Origin of the sequence: Micromonospora sp. NBC_01412, from assembly GCF_045040215.1 — a bacterium.
Taxonomy (GTDB): domain Bacteria; phylum Actinomycetota; class Actinomycetes; order Mycobacteriales; family Micromonosporaceae; genus Micromonospora; species Micromonospora rubida.
Genome location: NZ_CP109528.1, coordinates 1,443,988 through 1,458,582, shown reverse-complemented (window position 1 = coordinate 1,458,582; position 14,595 = coordinate 1,443,988). Strand labels below are relative to the sequence as shown.

The window sequence follows — 14,595 nt, the reverse complement described above, 5'->3', positions numbered from 1 at the left end:
CGGCCGGGACGTCGGGACCGGCACGCTCGGTGGACCGGCGGTGTCGCCCGCACCCCGACCCGCTGGCCCCATCGACGACCACGTCCCGTCGGGAGGCGCCCGTGTCCCACCCGTGGCCGTACCCCGTCCCGGCCGGGCCCGCGCGACTGTCGCCGGACCGACACCCGTTGCGCAGCGCCGGGATCTCGGCAACCGCCGCTCCGACTGACAGGATCACGCCATGCTGGTCGACCCGGTGCCGAGCGCGCTGACCGTCCCGAACGCCGGTGATGACCCCGGCCGCCCGGTCGCCGCCTGGACAGTGCTGGTCGGCTGCGTGCTGCTGCTCGCCGCCACGACGCTCTGCTGGGTGCTCGCCCGCCGCCCGTGGGGGTTGTCCCAGCTCTACTTCCTCGTCGACTACACCGACTGCGCGGTGTACGGCACGACCGGATGGCTGATCCTGCTGCGCCGCAGTCACCCGGTGGCCTGGCTGCTGGCGGTCACCGGGGTCGGCGGGGGTATCGCCGGCCTGGGCGCCCAGTACCTCGACCTGCTGCGGGTGTACCCCGGGCTGCCGGAGGTCACGCTGCTGACCACGGCCCGGCACTGGGGCTGGGTGCCGGGGATGCTGTCGCTGATCGTGGTGCTGCCCTGGCTGGTCCGGGAGGGCCGGCTCACGGTGGGTCCCCGGGTGGCGGTGACGGCCGGCGCCGCGGTGGTCGCCGCGACCGAGCTGTTCCAATTGACCTATCCCGGGCTGGGCGGCGCCCCGTCCGGGGCGCCGCTGGCGATCCGCAGCGCCGACTGGGCCGAGTTCGTCGCCCGGGTGCAGCCCGTGCTCACCGCCCTGGTGCCGCTGCTCGGGCTGGTCGCCGCCGCCGGGCTGCTGTGGCGGCGTCGGGTCTCGCCGCCCGCCGAACGGGTCGGCCTGGGCTGGCTCGCGGTCGGCACGGTGCTGCTGGCGGTGAGCTTCGCCCCGATAGCGCTGCCCGCCGACTGGGCGGGCGCGGTGCCGGAAGGGCTGCCGCCGACCGCCATGCTGGCCGCGCAGGCGTTCTTCCCGGCCGCCGTGCTGGCCGTGGTGCTGCGGCAGCGGCTGTGGGGGATCGAGATCGCGGTCCGCCGCACGCTGGTCTGGTTCCTGCTGACCTTCCTGCTGGTCGCCGCGTACGTGGTCGGGGTGACCACGCTGGACGCGCTGCTCCCGGCCAGCCGGGCGGTCCCCGGGGTGCTGGTCACCGCCCTGGTCGCGGCCGCCGTGCAGCCGGGCCGGTGGTGGGTGCAGCGGCGGGTGGACCGGCTGATCCACGGCGCGGCGGCGGAACCGATCGGCGTGGTCCGGGGCGTCGGCGACCGGATCAGCGCGAGCGAGGACCCGACCGACGTGCTGACCGGGGTGGCGCGGAGCCTCACCGAGTCGCTGCGGTTGGGTGCCTGCGGTATCGAGGTGGACGGCCCGGACCCGTGCACCGCCCACTGCGCGTCCGCCGGGCCGGTGGGGGAGCCGCTGGTGCTGCCGCTGCGCCGGGGCGAGCGGGAGGTGGGGCGGCTGACCGCGTGGGCCCGGGCCGGCGAGCGGCTGGACGGGCGTACCCGCTCGGCGCTGGTCGACCTGGTGCCGGTGGTCGCCTCGGCGGCCAGCCTCGCCGCGACCAGCCGGGCGCTGGTCGTCTCCCGGGCCCGGCTGGCCGAGGCCCGCGACTCGGAACGCCGCAAGCTGCGGCGGGACCTGCACGACGGGCTCGGGCCCGCCCTGGCCGGGGTGGCGCTCGGCCTCCAGGCGGCCCGCAACCTGCTGGCCGCCGACCCGGGCGCGGCCGGACGGCTGCTGGACCGGCTGCGCGACGAGACGGACCAGCGGGTCGAGCAGGTCCGCGACCTGGCCCGCGGGCTGCTGCCGCCGGTCCTCGGCGAGCGCGGCCTGGTCCCCGCCCTGCACGAGCTGGCCCAACGGTACGACGGCTCGGGGCTGACCGTGCTGGTCGAGGCGCTGCCGCTGCCGCTGCCCGAGCCGGTCGCCACCGCCGTGTACGGGATCGTCTCCGAGGCGGTCCGCAACGCCCGGCGGCACTCCGGCGCACCGACCTGCCGGGTGGCGGTCGAGCGGGATCCGGACGGGCTCACCGTCCGGGTGACCGACCCGGGTCGGGGCGTCGCGGTCGGCACGCCGTCCGGGGTCGGCATGCTCTCCATGCGGGAGCGGGCCGAGGGCATCGGCGGGGTGTGCGTGATCGGCCCGGCGCCCGACGGCGGCACCGAGGTCACCGTCCGGGTGCCCGCCGACCGCCTGCCGCCGGTCGACGGCGACCTGCCGTCGGCCGTCCCCGCCCAGCGGGGGTTGGACCCGGCCGATCCCGACCCCGGCCCGGAGCTGCCGGCCGCCGTCCGCGCCCCGGCCGACCCGTCGGCGGGCCCGCGGCAGCCGGCGGGCGTGCCGGCGGAAGCCGGTACGGTGCCGGGGACGCGGACGGGACGATCCCTGGCGGTGCGGCGGTGACCGGTGACGGTGCGGTGGACGGTGGCGCGACGAGCCCCGGCGGTGTGGCGATGACGGTGGACGGTGGCGCGACTAGCCCTGGCGGTGCGGCGGTGACGGGTGACGGTGCGGTGGTCGGTGGAGCGGCGGTGATCCGGCTGGCGGTGGTCGACGACCATCCCGTGTTCCGGCTCGGCATGACGGCGCTGCTGGCGTCCACGCCCGGGCTGGAGGTGGTCGGCGAGGCCGCCGACGCCGACGAGGCGGTCCGGCTCGCCGACCGGACCCGACCCGAGGTGATCATCATGGACCTGCACCTCGGCGGGCGGTCCGGAGTGGAGGCCACCCGGGAGATCGTCGCCCGGCACCCGGGGATCGGGGTGCTGGTGGTGACGATGCTGGACGACGACGACTCGGTGTTCGCCGCGCTGCGTGCCGGCGCGCGGGGGTACCTGCTCAAGGGCGCCGCGCCGGGCGAGGTGGAGCGGGCCGTCCGCGCGGTCGCCAACGGCGAGGTGCTGCTCGGCCCGGTGATCGCCAGTCGGGCGATCGGCTTCCTCGCCGGCGGGCGGGCTGGCGGGCCGGCGCCGTTTCCCGAGCTGACCGACCGGGAGCGGGAGGTGCTGGACCTGGTCGCGCAAGGGCTGAGCAACGTGGTGATCGCCCGCCGGCTGACGCTCAGCCCGAAGACCGTCCGCAACCACCTGTCCAACGTGCTCGGCAAGCTCCAGGTCGCCGACCGCAGCCAGGCGATCCAGCGGGCCCGCGAGGCCGGCCTCGGCCAACCCTGACCGGTACGCTGCGCCCCCAAGGGCCTTCCTTTCGCGGCGGGCGCCCGGCGGGCTCCCTATGCTCGGGGCATGGAACTGCGGATCTTCACCGAACCCCAGCAGGGTGCCAGCTACGACCAGCTGCTCGCCGTGGCCCGCTGCGCGGAGGACGCCGGCTACGGCGCGTTCTTCCGCTCCGACCACTACCTGAAGATGGGCGCGGTGAGCGGCGACCCGGGCCCGACGGACGCCTGGACCACGCTGGCCGGCCTGGCCCGGGAGACCTCCCGGATCCGGCTCGGCACCCTGATGACGGCGGCCACGTTCCGGCTGCCCGGCCCGCTGGCGATCAGCGTCGCCCAGGTCGACCAGATGAGCGGCGGCCGGGTGGAGTTGGGCATCGGCGCCGGCTGGTTCGCCGACGAGCACACCGCGTACGGCATCCCGTTCCCCTCGGTGGGCGAGCGGTTCGACCGGCTGGAGGAGCAGCTCGCCGTCATCACCGGGCTGTGGGAGACGCCGGCCGGCGAGACGTTCGACTTCGCGGGCCGGCACTACCCGGTGACCGGCTCACCGGCCCTGCCCAAGCCGGTGCAACAGCCGCGGCCGCCGATCCTGCTCGGCGGCATGGGGCCGAAGCGCACGCCCCGCCTCGCGGCCCGCTACGCCGACGAGTTCAACCTGCCGTTCGTCTCCGTCGCCGACTCGGTGGCCCAGTTCGGCCGGGTCCGGGCCGCCTGCGCCGACATCGGCCGGGACCCGGCCGGGATGCGCTGGTCGAACGCGCTGGTGCTGTGCTGCGGCCGGGACGAGGCGGAGGTGCGACGGCGGGCCGAGGTGATCGGCCGGGAGCCGGCGGAGCTGCGCGAGAACGGCCTCGGCGGCACCCCGGCCGAGATCGTCGACAGGATCGGCCGGTACGCCGAGGTCGGCAGCGAGCGGATCTACCTCCAGGTCCTCGACCTGGCCGACCTGGACCAGGTCGAGCTGGTCGCCGCCGAGGTCATGCCGCAGCTCTGAGCCCGGGCAACCTCCCCGGCCGGTGCCGCCCCGGGTCGTCGGCCGACGACGTCGAGCGACGGGAGTGCGACGTGGACGCAGGGGAGCAGGAACAACGCGCGGGCGTCGGTGTGCCCGGGGCAGGGCCCACCGACCGGGCACCGGGCGTGCCGGAGCGCAACTGGGCCGGCAACGTCCGGTACGCCGCCGCCCGGCGGCACCGCCCGTCCGGGGTGGACGAGCTGCGCCGACTGGTCGCCGGCAGCGACCGGCTCCGGGCGGTCGGCACCGGGCACTCGTTCAACCGGCTCGGCGACACCACCGGCGACCTGGTGTCGCTGGCCGGCCTGCCGCCCACCGTCGAGGTGGACCGGGAGCGCCGCACGGTCACGGTGGCCGCCGCCGTCCGCTACGGCGATTTGGCCACCCGGCTGCACGTCGCCGGGTACGCCCTGCCGACGATGGCATCGTTGCCGCACATCTCGGTGGCCGGGGCGGTGTCCACCGCCACCCACGGCTCGGGCGTCGGGATCGGCAACCTGGCCACCGCCGTGGCCGCCCTGGAGCTGGTCACCGCCGACGGGGACCTGCTGACCGTACGCCGGGACGCCGACGGCGACCGGTTCGCCGGGATGGTGGTCGCCCTCGGCGCGCTGGGCGTGGTCACCCGGGTCACCCTGGACGTGCTGCCCGCCTTCGAGATACGGCAGTACGTCCGGCTCGGCCTGCCCCGCGTGGCTCTGGACGAGGCGTTCGCCTCGGCGTACAGCGTCAGCGTCTTCACCGACTGGCGCGGCGACCGGTTCGGGCAGGTGTGGCGCAAGCAGCTCGCCGACGCGCCGCCGCCGGAGGCCGACTGGCTGGGCACCACGGCGGCGGACGGGCCGGTGCACCCGGTGCCCGGGATGCCGGCGGGGAGCTGCACGGCCCAGCTCGGCGAGCCCGGGCCCTGGCACGAGCGGCTGCCGCACTTCCGGCTCGGCTTCACCCCGAGCAGCGGCGACGAGCTCCAGTCGGAGTACCACCTGCCCCGGGCGACGGCGGCCGACGCGCTGGCCGCCCTCGACCCGGTGGCGGACCGGATCGCCGCCGTGCTCCAGGTCTGCGAGCTGCGTACGGTCGCCGCCGACGAGCTGTGGCTGAGCCCGCAGTACGGGCGGGACAGCGTCGCCGTGCACTTCACCTGGACCGCCGACGCCGACGCGGTGGCCCCTGTGCTCGCCGAGGTGGAACAGAGGCTGGCCCCGTTCGCGCCCCGACCGCACTGGGGCAAGGTGTTCACGCTCGACCCGCCAGCGGTCGCCGCCACATACCCCCGTCACCCGGACTTCCTGGCCCTCCAGCGCACCCTGGACCCAACAGGAAAATTCCGCACAGCCCTGCTGGACCGCCACTTCCCCCGCTGACCGACCGGATCCACCACTCCACCACTCCACCGACCCGCCGCCCGGCCTTCCTGCCTTCCCTTGATCGTTTGCGCCGGAGTGAGACGACACGCCGGAGCGGATGTCCGTGAACAGCAGACGATCAAGGGCCGCCGGGCGGCTCAGTGCCGGCCGGCCGGCACCTGCTCGCGGAGGCTGCCGCGCTGCACCGCCCGGCTGATGTCGCTGGGCGAGACGATGCCGACCAGGCGCTGGTCGGTCACTACCAGCGCCCGGCCGTCGGTGCACCCGCTGAGCCGGGGGAGCAGGTCGGTGAGCTGCTCGTCCGGGGAGGCCAGCACGAGCTGGTCGGCCCGGCAGGCCACCTCGGCCAGCGTGGTCGCGGCCCGCCGGTCGGCCGGGACGCCGCGTACCCGGTCGAGGGTGACCAGGCCGACCGGACGGCCGTCCTCGGTCAGCGGCAGCGCCGAGTGCCGGTACGCGAAGAGGTAGTGGTCGACGAAGTCGGCCACGGTCATCTCGGCCGACGCGGTCTGCGGCTGCGGGGTCATCACGTCCGCCACCCGTATCCCGCGCAGCGCGCTGCCCGTCCGGGCCTGCCGCTCCTCCAGGCCGGCGGCCCCGATCAGGAACCAGCCGATCAGCGCCAGCCAGAGCCCGCCGAAGCCCGCGCCGCGCAGGAACTGCCACAGGCCCAGCCCGATCAGCAGCACGCCGAGGACCCAGCCGGCCCGGGCCGCCACCACCGACGCCCTCGTCCGGTCGCCGGTGGCCTTCCACACGGCGGCGCGCAGCAGCCGACCCCCGTCCAGCGGGGCGGCCGGCAGCACGTTGAAGATCGCCAGAAGGATGTTGATGCCGGCCAGCCAGGCCAGCGCCCCGAGCCACAGGCCGGTGGACCCGGCGAGGGCGAGCAGCACCGCGATGCCGCCGAAGACGACGCCGATGATCAGGCTGACCAGCGGCCCGACCCCGGCGATGCGTAGCTCCGCCCCGGGGTCGCGGGCCTCCCCGCGCAACTCGGCCACCCCGCCGAAGAGCCACAGGGTGATCCCCTCCACCTCGATGCCGTTGCGCTTGGCCACCACGGCGTGCGAGACCTCGTGGGCCAGCAGCCCGAGGAAGAAGACCACCGCGGCGCTCAGCCCGGCGAGCACGTACGCCCAGGTCGGCCGGTCCGGGTACGACCGGGGGAACTGGTTGGCCGACAGCCCCCAGGCGATCAGCAGGAAGATGACCAGGACGCTCCAGTTGACCCCGACCGGCACGCCCGCGACCCGGCCGATCCGGAAACTCGCCCTCATGTTCCGGTCATACCCCGCGAAAACCGGAGCATGCCATCGCCGGTGGTCCGGTTCTCCGGCCGGGTTGACCCCGTCGGGGATAGTGGCAACGTGGCGAGGCTGACCGATGAGCATGACGACCCGTACCTCTGGCTGGAGGACCTTGACGGACCGGACGCCGCCGGATGGGTGCGGGACCGCAACGCGGAGACTCTGGCCGCGCCATCCGGGGACGAGCGGTTCACCGCCCTGCGGGCCGAGATCCGGCAGGTGCTCGACTCGGACGACCGCATCCCCTACCCCGGGTGGCGTGGGGACCGCTTCTACTACAACCTCTGGACCGACGCGACGCATCCGCGGGGGATGTGGCGGCGGACCACCCTCGACCAGTACCGCCGGCCCGAGCCCGAGTGGGACGTGCTGCTCGACCTCGACGCGTTGGCCGCCGAGGAGGGCGAGAACTGGGTCTGGGACGGCGTGACGGTGCTGCGCCCCGGGTACGAGCGCTGCCTGGTCAGCCTGTCCCGAGGCGGCTCCGACGCGGTCGTGGTACGCGAGTTCGACCTGGTCGGCCGCGCCTTCGTCGAGGACGGCTTCACGCTTCCCGAGGCCAAGAGCACCGTGTGCTGGATCGACGCCGACCACATCTACGCGGCCACCGACTTCGGGCCGGGCTCGCTGACCACCTCCGGCTACCCCCGGGTGGTCAGGCGCTGGCGGCGGGGCACGCCGCTGTCGGCGGCCGAGGTCGTCTTCGAGGGGCAGGCGGACGACGTCAGCGCCTACGCCTCGTACGACCACACACCCGGCTTCGAGCGCACCTTCGTGGGGCGCAGCCTGGACTTCTACCGCACGGAGAGCTACCTGCTGACGCAGGAGGGTGAGCGGCTGCGGATCGACGTGCCGGACGACGCCCGGTGGGATGTGCACCGGGAGTGGCTGGTGATCGGGCTGCGCTCGCCGTGGACGGTCGAGGGCGTCACCCATCCGGCGGGCGCGCTGCTGGCGGCCCGGTTCGACGCGTTCCTCGCCGGTGGGCGGGACCTGACGGTGCTGTTCAGGCCGGACGACCGCACCGCGCTGGGCGGTCACGCGTGGACCCGTAACCATCTCATCCTGGTCACCCTCGCGGACGTGCGGAGCCGGCTGGAGGTGCTGACCCCCGACACGACGGGGTGGCGGCGGGAGCCGCTGCCGGGCGTACCGGAGTCGGGCCACAGCGGGCTGGTGGAGACCGACCGCGACACCGGCGACGACTACCTGCTCGTGTCCGAGGGGTTCCGGCAACCGGCGACCCTGCGGCTCGGACGGGTCGGTGGCACCGTCGAGACGCTCAAGCGCGCACCGACGTTCTTCGACGGGGAGGGCCTGGCGGAACGACAGTTCTTCGCCACCTCGGCGGACGGGACGCGGGTGCCGTACTTCGTGGTGGGCGACCCGGACGCGACCGGCGGCCCGACCCTGCTCACCGGGTACGGCGGCTTCGAGGTCTCCCTGACCCCGCACTACAGCGGCATCATCGGCCGGGGGTGGCTGGCCAGGGGCGGCACCTACGTGGTGGCGAACATCCGGGGCGGCGGCGAGTACGGCCCCCCGTGGCACCGGGCCGCGCTCCGGGAGGACCGGCCCAGGGCGTACGAGGACTTCGCGGCGGTGGCGGCCGACCTGGTCGCCCGGGGAATCACCACACCGGCGCGACTCGGCATCGAGGGCGGTAGTAACGGTGGCCTGCTGATGGGGGTGATGCTGACCCGCTACCCGGAGCTGTTCGGGGCGGTCGTCGCGCACGTCCCGCTGCTGGACATGCGGCGCTACCACCGGCTGCTGGCCGGCGCCTCGTGGACCGCCGAGTACGGCGACCCGGACGAGCCGGCCGACTGGGCCTACCTGCGCCGGTACTCGCCCTACCACAATATCCGCAGCGACCAGCCGTATCCGCCGCTCCTGCTCGTCACCTCCACCCGGGACGACCGGGTGCATCCGGGGCACGCCCGCAAGATGGCGGCCCGGCTGCGCGAGCACGGCCACGAGGTGGCGTACTACGAGAACGTCGAGGGTGGGCACGGTGCGGCGGCGAACAACGCGCAGCGTGCCTTCGTCTGGGCGCTGACGCTGGAGTTCCTGTGGCGGAACCTGAGCGGGGAGGCGGGTCCGGCCCTGCCGCGCCAGCGGCCGGCAATCGACGCGGCGGAGCAGGGTTTCAGCGCGTAAGGATGGACTCGTCGGGGCGACGGCGGCGCGGGACCCGCCCCCTCACCCGCCCCCTCACCCGGCCGTGACGCCAGCCGTGACACCGGCCGTGACCGAGAGCCCGTACCGGTCCACGCAGGTGATCGTGCTGTGGGCGACCGGAGGGTCGGTCGGCCCTGCGACGCTGTCCCGGTACTCGATGGAGACCTGGCCGCTCGGCCCGGGGCTGACGAACTGGCCCACCTCGGTGTCGAGGGAGACCGCCGCGCTGACCCGCCTGGAATCCCGGCCACCTGGACGCTTGCCCGCTGGCTCCTGGCATGCCGGGGCGTAGATCGCGCCACCCTCACGCCCCATGGTCGCCGACCTGCGGACAACACCTGCAAGCCCCCCTTTGCTCTGCTGCCCCCCATGCAACGCTCGCGGAGCGTGACGCTCACTGCCGTCGGATCGTGCTGGCCTGCGACGTGAAGTGGCTGTTCAGTCCAGGTGTTGCGCTGACGGCAGCAGAGCAAAGGGAGGAGTCTCGTTCGGCGCTCCAAGCGGCAGGCTGACGCAGCGTGACCGTGCGCAAGGGTGGTGCCGCCAGGGGCGCGGGAGCCGGGAAATCGCTCGGAGCCGAAGGGCCGGGGCCGGGGCCGGGGCCGGGGCCGGGGCCTCAGTCATGACGGCGGCGCGGCGGTTGCCACGTGGTGACCCCGGTTGCCGGGCCACTGCGGCTGGTGGCGGCAGCCTCGTGGCGGGCTGGCCGTCTCGGAGACAACTCGAAGGCAACGCCTTCCGGTCAGCGGCTCACCGTCTCGTCCTTGACGCCCGCCACGAAAGCGACCCAGGCAGCCGGGGTGAAGGTCAGCAGCGGGCCGGTCGGGTCCTTGCTGTCGCGCAGCCCGACGACGCCAGGGAAGCTGCCAGCGACTTCGACACAATTGCCACCATTGTTGCTGCGGGTCGACTTGCGCCAAATGCCGTCCACTCGCCGAGCAGAACGGCTGGCTGCTCGGCGACTGACCGGGTTCACGGGATGGGCAGGGCGTCGACCACCAGCACGCCGGTGCCCGGCGGGACCTCGGCGAGGAGTTGGCGCTGACCGCTGCGGGTCAGCCGGATGCAGCCGTTGGTGACGTTCTCGCCGAGGGTGTCGTCGTTGTGCCAGCTGTGCACGCCGATGTGCGCGCCGCGTAGCCCGGCCGGGACGGCGTCCGGGTCGTCAGGGACGGCACCGAGGGCGTAGACGTCCACGCCGCCGTACACCGCCTCGGGCGGGGGCGTGCGGCCGAGGACGAAGGTGCGGCCGAGCGGGGTGGACTGGCCCGGCATGCCGAGGCTGACCTGCCACGATCGCATCGCCCGGCCGTCCCGGTACCAGGTGAGCCGGTGCGGCCGGCGCTCCACCACGATCTGGTCGCGTAGTGGCACGACGCCGCGGTCGTCGCCGGGCGGCAGCCAGGCGAGCCGCCGGTTGGCCGAGGGCAGCAGCACCGCCGTCCAGCCGGTCCGGCGCTCGACGATCGGCACGGTCAGCTTGACGCCGTTGATGGTGGGGGCGAGGAAGGCCAGCGGCCGGCCGCCGGGCGCGTCGTAGGCGGCGATCTTCCGGCTCGGCCGCAGCCCCTCGGTGAGCGGGGCGGCGTCCAGCGGGTGGGGGTCGGCCGGGAAGCCGGTGGGCGCCGGGTCGTAGTCGACGACCGGCAGGGTGGCGGGTGCGGGGGCCGCCACCGGGACCGGCTCGTCGGTGGGGGCGGCGGCGCTGGGGGGCGCGGCGTCCTCGGTGGGGGCGGCGGCGGGCGGGGGAGCCGGGCGGACCGGGTCGGGGGTCAGGGCCCGGCCGGCGAGCAGCGCGGCGGCCAGGAGCAGCGGTACGCCGAGCGAGGCGGCCAGCCAGCCGAGAACCCACCGCGAGGTCAATCGGGCAAACAGCACAAATGCACTGTAACCACGTGACCGGGGTGAGGCCCCCTCCTGTGCGAAAGTGCGCCCGGAGGGGCCCTCCCTTCCGCTCGACTCAGCTCAGCTTGGCACCGATGTGGATGGCGACCGCGTCGTGGGCCGCGACGCTCGCGGCGAACCAGCCGCTCGCGTCCACGGTGATCACCGGGCCGCTGCACGCCCCGCCCGAGAAGTCGCCGTGGATGACGTCGCAGTACCGGCCGGCGGGCAGCCCGGCGTAGTAGGAGCGTCCGTTGACCGCGCCGTCCTCGTCGTTGACCGTCAGGTAGCCCTTGCCGCTGCGGCTGAACGCGATGTGGTTGTTGCCGTTGTCGTACCAGTTGGCGACGCCCGCTCCCTGGGTGGCGTTGTTGAACGCGACCATGTTGGCGACCACCCGCCAGCGGTGCTCGCACTCCCAGCCGGAGTAGCAGGTGGTGTTCCGGGTCTTGTTGCTGCCGTCCGAGGGCGGGCCGGTCTCCCGGTTGCTGAAGGTGTAGCTGGACATCACCGTCGGGGAGCCGTACGGCCAGGCCAGCATGAAGGCGTTGGCCAGCGCGTAGATCCCGCCGTCCCGGTAGGTCAGCACGCCACCCTCGCGCTGGGTGTCGTGGTTGTCCACGAAGACCGCCGCAGAGCCGCTGGGCAGGTGGCCCCACCCCTCGCCGAAGTTCTTCAGGTACGCCAGCTTCTCGCTGCGGAACACCCGGGCGAGGTCCTTGCCGTAGCGGAACTCGTGCACGTCGCCGTTGCCGGTGTACTCCGGTGGCTGGATCGGCTCACCCGCGCCGTGGATGACCTCCTGCACCAGGTACGTCGAGCGGGAGAGCTTGCCCTTGACGGCGGCGATGTCGGCGGCCGGCATGTGCTTGCTGGCATCCAGCCGGAACCCGTCCACGCCGAGGGAGAGCAGGTCGTTGAGGTATCCGGCGATCTTCGACCGGACGTAGTCCGACTCGGTCTTCAGGTCCGAGAGGTTGACCAGCTCGCAGTTCTGCACCTCGTACCGGTCGTTGTAGTTGGCGATGTCGTCGCCGCCGTTGCGCCCGCAGTGGTGGAAGTCCTGCGTCTGGTAGATCCCGGGGTAGTCGTAGTGACCGTACGACGAGCCGGCCCAACCGGTGCCGCCCGCGTCCTGGCCGGACATGTGGTTGACGACGGCGTCCACGATCACCTTCACCCCGGCGGCGTGGCAGGTGTTCACCATGGACTGGAACTGCGCCCGGGTGCCCTTGCGGGACTCGATGCGGTAGCTGACCGGCTGGTACGCCACCCACCACTGGTTGCCCCGGACGTGCTCCTGGGGCGGGGAGACCTGGACGTAGCCGTACCCCTTTGGGCCGAGGACGCTCGTGCACTCGCTGGCCACCGAGGGCCAGTTCCACTCGAACAGGTTTGCGATGACCTTCTTGGCGCCGGATGGGGCCGCGGCGGCCGGGGGTGCCGCCACAACGGTTGGGACGAGCAGGCTGGCGATCACGCCGAGGGCGAGGACCGCCGGGCGGCGTCGACGTCGATGCATCGGGAATCCTGACGGGGGATCGGGGGAACCGTGGGGGTGCCGTGCGACGGGGGGAAGGGCCGCCTGTCGGAATCTTGCAAGCCGCGTGGAAATTTTCGGAAACGTTACAAGCGTGTTGCGCAACCTGTCAATGCATGCACATGTGTCGCTGCATGGTGCGCTGCCGGCTGCCAGCCTCAGGACGGTTCGACGGTTCGACGGCTCGACGGTTCGACGGTTCGGCCGAGAAGCCCGAGAAATCCGCCATCGGGCCGATCCGTTGGCCCCGGCGCTCCGTGCTCGCTGGGGGAACGGGGTTGGCCTGCGGCTGGTCAGGGCCGAGTGGCGCACCCTGCTGGGCCGGTCGGAGGTCGGGGCGTCACTACGCCCCACCCGCCGCCCGCCCCCGAAGGGAGACACGCCTGAGCCCCGCGATCTTGCAGTTACGGCCCTGACAAATACCGCATGACGCCCTTTTGGCGGGCCCAAAGTGCAAGATCGGCGGGGTGGGCGGGGCGGGGCGGGCGCGGGGCGGGGCGGGGCGCGGGGCCAGGCTGAGTGCGCGGGGGTGAGGTGGTGGGTGGGCCAGGGCCGGGGCGGAGGAGGGGTTCCGCCCCGGCGTGGGCGTCAGCGGAGGGGCGTGAGGCGGTCGGTGCCCACCCGGTCGCGGAGCACCTCCGGCACCAGTACCGAGCCGTCGGGCTGCTGGAACTGCTCCAGGATCGCCGGGAACAGCCGGCTGGTGGCCAGCGCCGACCCGTTGAGGGTGTGCACGAACCGGGTCTGCTTGCCGCCCGGCTCCCGGTAGCGGATCGCCGCCCGACGGGCCTGGTAGTCGCCGGCCCAGGAGACCGACGACACCTCCTTGTACTTTCCGGTGCTCGGCATCCACACCTCGATGTCGAGGGTCTTCTTCATCCCCGCGCTGGCGTCGCCGGCCGAGAGCAGGCTGCGCTGGTAGTGCAGGCCCAGCCCTTCGACCAGGCTCTCCGCGTGGGCGAGCATCTCCTCCAGCGCCGCGTCCGCCTGCTCCGGCAGGGTGAACTGGAAGATCTCCACCTTGTTGAACTGGTGGCCTCGCACGGTGCCCCGCTCGTCCGAGTGCGACCCGGCCGACTCGCGTCGGTAGCAGGGGGTGTACGCGAACGTCTTCAGCGGCAGCTTCGTCGTGTCCAGGATCTCGTCCTGGTACGTGCCCAGCAGCGCCGTCTCCGCCGTGGGCAGCAGGAACTGCCCGCGCGGGGCGGACTCCCGGTCCAGGTGGTAGACGTCGTCGTAGAACTTGGGGAACTGCCCGGCCGCGAACCCGACGCTGTCCAGCAGCAGGTGCGGCGGGAGGAGGAACTCGTACCCCGCCGCGATGTGCCGGTCGATGAACCAGTTGACCAGCGCCCACTCCAGCCGGGCACCCTGACCGGTGTAGATCCAGAAGCCGGAGCCGCCGAGCTTGACGCCCCGCTCGTAGTCGACCAGGCCCAGCGACCGGGACAGCTCGACATGGTCGCGGACCTTCTCGATGGCCGGCGGCTCGCCGAAGGTCTTGACGACCCGGTTGGCCTCCTTGCCGCCGGGGAGCACGTCGTCGGCGGGCAGGTTGGGCAGCTCGCTCATCTGGTCGCGCAGCCGGGACTGCACCTCGTCGAGCTGGGACTCCAACTCGGCGAGCTGCTTGCGCTCGGCCTCCGGCGCGGAGACCTCCGGCGCGCTGCCGGCCCGCTTCGCCGCCGCGTACGCCCGGGCGTCCGCCTTGCGGCGCTGCCGCTCGGCGTCGATCTCCGTGATGAGGGCGCGACGTTCCTGGTCGAGCCGCTGGATCTCGTCCAGCGCCCGGTTGACCTCGGCGGGATCCAGTCGCTTCGCCAGCGCGGTCGCCACCGCCTCGCGATCCTTCCGGATCAACTCCATGTCGAGCATGCTGCTCCGTACGCCTCCGTCCGGGGGTCAGGTGGAACCCACAGATGCTACCTGTCGCCGGGCCCGCACCCGCCGGCCCGGCCCGGGGATCGGCCGGCCGGGGCCGCGCGGGTCGGCGGCCCCGGCCGGCCGGTCGCCGGCGGATCGGCACCAGTACAGCCAGGCGGAT

General features: G+C 73.8%; 11 protein-coding genes. 5 read left to right on the top strand and 6 right to left on the bottom strand.

Features of this window, described 5'->3' with window-relative positions; genetic code table 11:
- Positions 1 to 220 precede the first annotated feature (220 nt).
- From OG617_RS06305 to OG617_RS06290, 4 genes are all read left to right on the top strand, one after another.
- Positions 221 to 2,479, top strand: coding sequence for a sensor histidine kinase (locus tag OG617_RS06305; RefSeq protein ID WP_405099529.1), 2,259 nt, complete (start codon positions 221 to 223; stop codon positions 2,477 to 2,479).
- Entirely contained in the window at positions 2,476 to 3,249 is a 774-nt protein-coding gene (locus OG617_RS06300) for a response regulator (protein WP_405099527.1), read from the top strand. The genes OG617_RS06305 and OG617_RS06300 overlap by 4 nt, the downstream gene beginning before the upstream one ends.
- A gap of 69 nt (positions 3,250 to 3,318) precedes the next feature.
- Positions 3,319 to 4,248, top strand: a complete 930-nt coding sequence (locus OG617_RS06295; protein WP_405099525.1) for an LLM class F420-dependent oxidoreductase — start codon at positions 3,319 to 3,321, stop codon at positions 4,246 to 4,248.
- 146 nt (positions 4,249 to 4,394) lie between these two features.
- Positions 4,395 to 5,633, top strand: a complete 1,239-nt coding sequence (locus tag OG617_RS06290; protein WP_405103497.1) for an FAD-binding protein — start codon at positions 4,395 to 4,397, stop codon at positions 5,631 to 5,633.
- Positions 5,634 to 5,773: 140 nt separating this feature from the next.
- On the opposite strand, the gene OG617_RS06285 is transcribed toward OG617_RS06290, so the two are convergent.
- Entirely contained in the window at positions 5,774 to 6,916 is a 1,143-nt protein-coding gene (locus OG617_RS06285) for a site-2 protease family protein (RefSeq protein WP_405099523.1), read from the bottom strand.
- Between the two features lie 90 nt (positions 6,917 to 7,006).
- On the opposite strand from OG617_RS06285, the gene OG617_RS06280 reads away from it, so the two are divergent.
- Positions 7,007 to 9,106, top strand: coding sequence for a prolyl oligopeptidase family protein (locus OG617_RS06280; RefSeq protein WP_405099521.1), 2,100 nt, complete (start codon positions 7,007 to 7,009; stop codon positions 9,104 to 9,106).
- A gap of 54 nt (positions 9,107 to 9,160) precedes the next feature.
- Here the strand turns inward: OG617_RS06280 and OG617_RS06275 are convergent, their stop codons facing one another.
- From OG617_RS06275 to serS, 5 genes are all read right to left on the bottom strand, one after another.
- Positions 9,161 to 9,442, bottom strand: coding sequence for a hypothetical protein (locus OG617_RS06275; RefSeq protein ID WP_405099519.1), 282 nt, complete (start codon positions 9,440 to 9,442; stop codon positions 9,161 to 9,163).
- A gap of 427 nt (positions 9,443 to 9,869) precedes the next feature.
- Complete coding sequence (locus OG617_RS06270) at positions 9,870 to 10,058, bottom strand: DUF397 domain-containing protein (RefSeq protein WP_405099517.1); 189 nt, start codon at positions 10,056 to 10,058, stop codon at positions 9,870 to 9,872.
- A gap of 41 nt (positions 10,059 to 10,099) precedes the next feature.
- Positions 10,100 to 11,005, bottom strand: a complete 906-nt coding sequence (locus OG617_RS06265) for a L,D-transpeptidase (RefSeq protein ID WP_405099515.1) — start codon at positions 11,003 to 11,005, stop codon at positions 10,100 to 10,102.
- Positions 11,006 to 11,087: 82 nt separating this feature from the next.
- Entirely contained in the window at positions 11,088 to 12,533 is a 1,446-nt protein-coding gene (locus OG617_RS06260) for an alpha-amylase family protein (RefSeq protein ID WP_405099513.1), read from the bottom strand.
- A 606-nt stretch (positions 12,534 to 13,139) separates the two neighbouring features.
- A complete protein-coding gene (gene serS, locus OG617_RS06255) occupies positions 13,140 to 14,426 on the bottom strand; it encodes a serine--tRNA ligase (protein WP_405099511.1) in 1,287 nt (428 codons plus the stop codon).
- Between the last annotated feature and the right edge of the window lie 169 nt (positions 14,427 to 14,595).

What these genes read in the sequence shown, in the direction of transcription:
- OG617_RS06305 (WP_405099529.1), top strand. Translation starts at nt 221, where the DNA reads ATGCTGGTCGACCCGGTGCCGAGCGCGCTGACCGTCCCGAACGCCGGT.
- OG617_RS06295 (WP_405099525.1), top strand. Translation starts at nt 3,319, where the DNA reads ATGGAACTGCGGATCTTCACCGAACCCCAGCAGGGTGCCAGCTACGAC.
- OG617_RS06285 (WP_405099523.1), bottom strand. Translation starts at nt 6,916, where the DNA reads ATGAGGGCGAGTTTCCGGATCGGCCGGGTCGCGGGCGTGCCGGTCGGG.
- OG617_RS06275 (WP_405099519.1), bottom strand. Translation starts at nt 9,442, where the DNA reads ATGGGGCGTGAGGGTGGCGCGATCTACGCCCCGGCATGCCAGGAGCCA.
- OG617_RS06260 (WP_405099513.1), bottom strand. Translation starts at nt 12,533, where the DNA reads ATGCATCGACGTCGACGCCGCCCGGCGGTCCTCGCCCTCGGCGTGATC.
- serS (WP_405099511.1), bottom strand. Translation starts at nt 14,426, where the DNA reads ATGCTCGACATGGAGTTGATCCGGAAGGATCGCGAGGCGGTGGCGACC.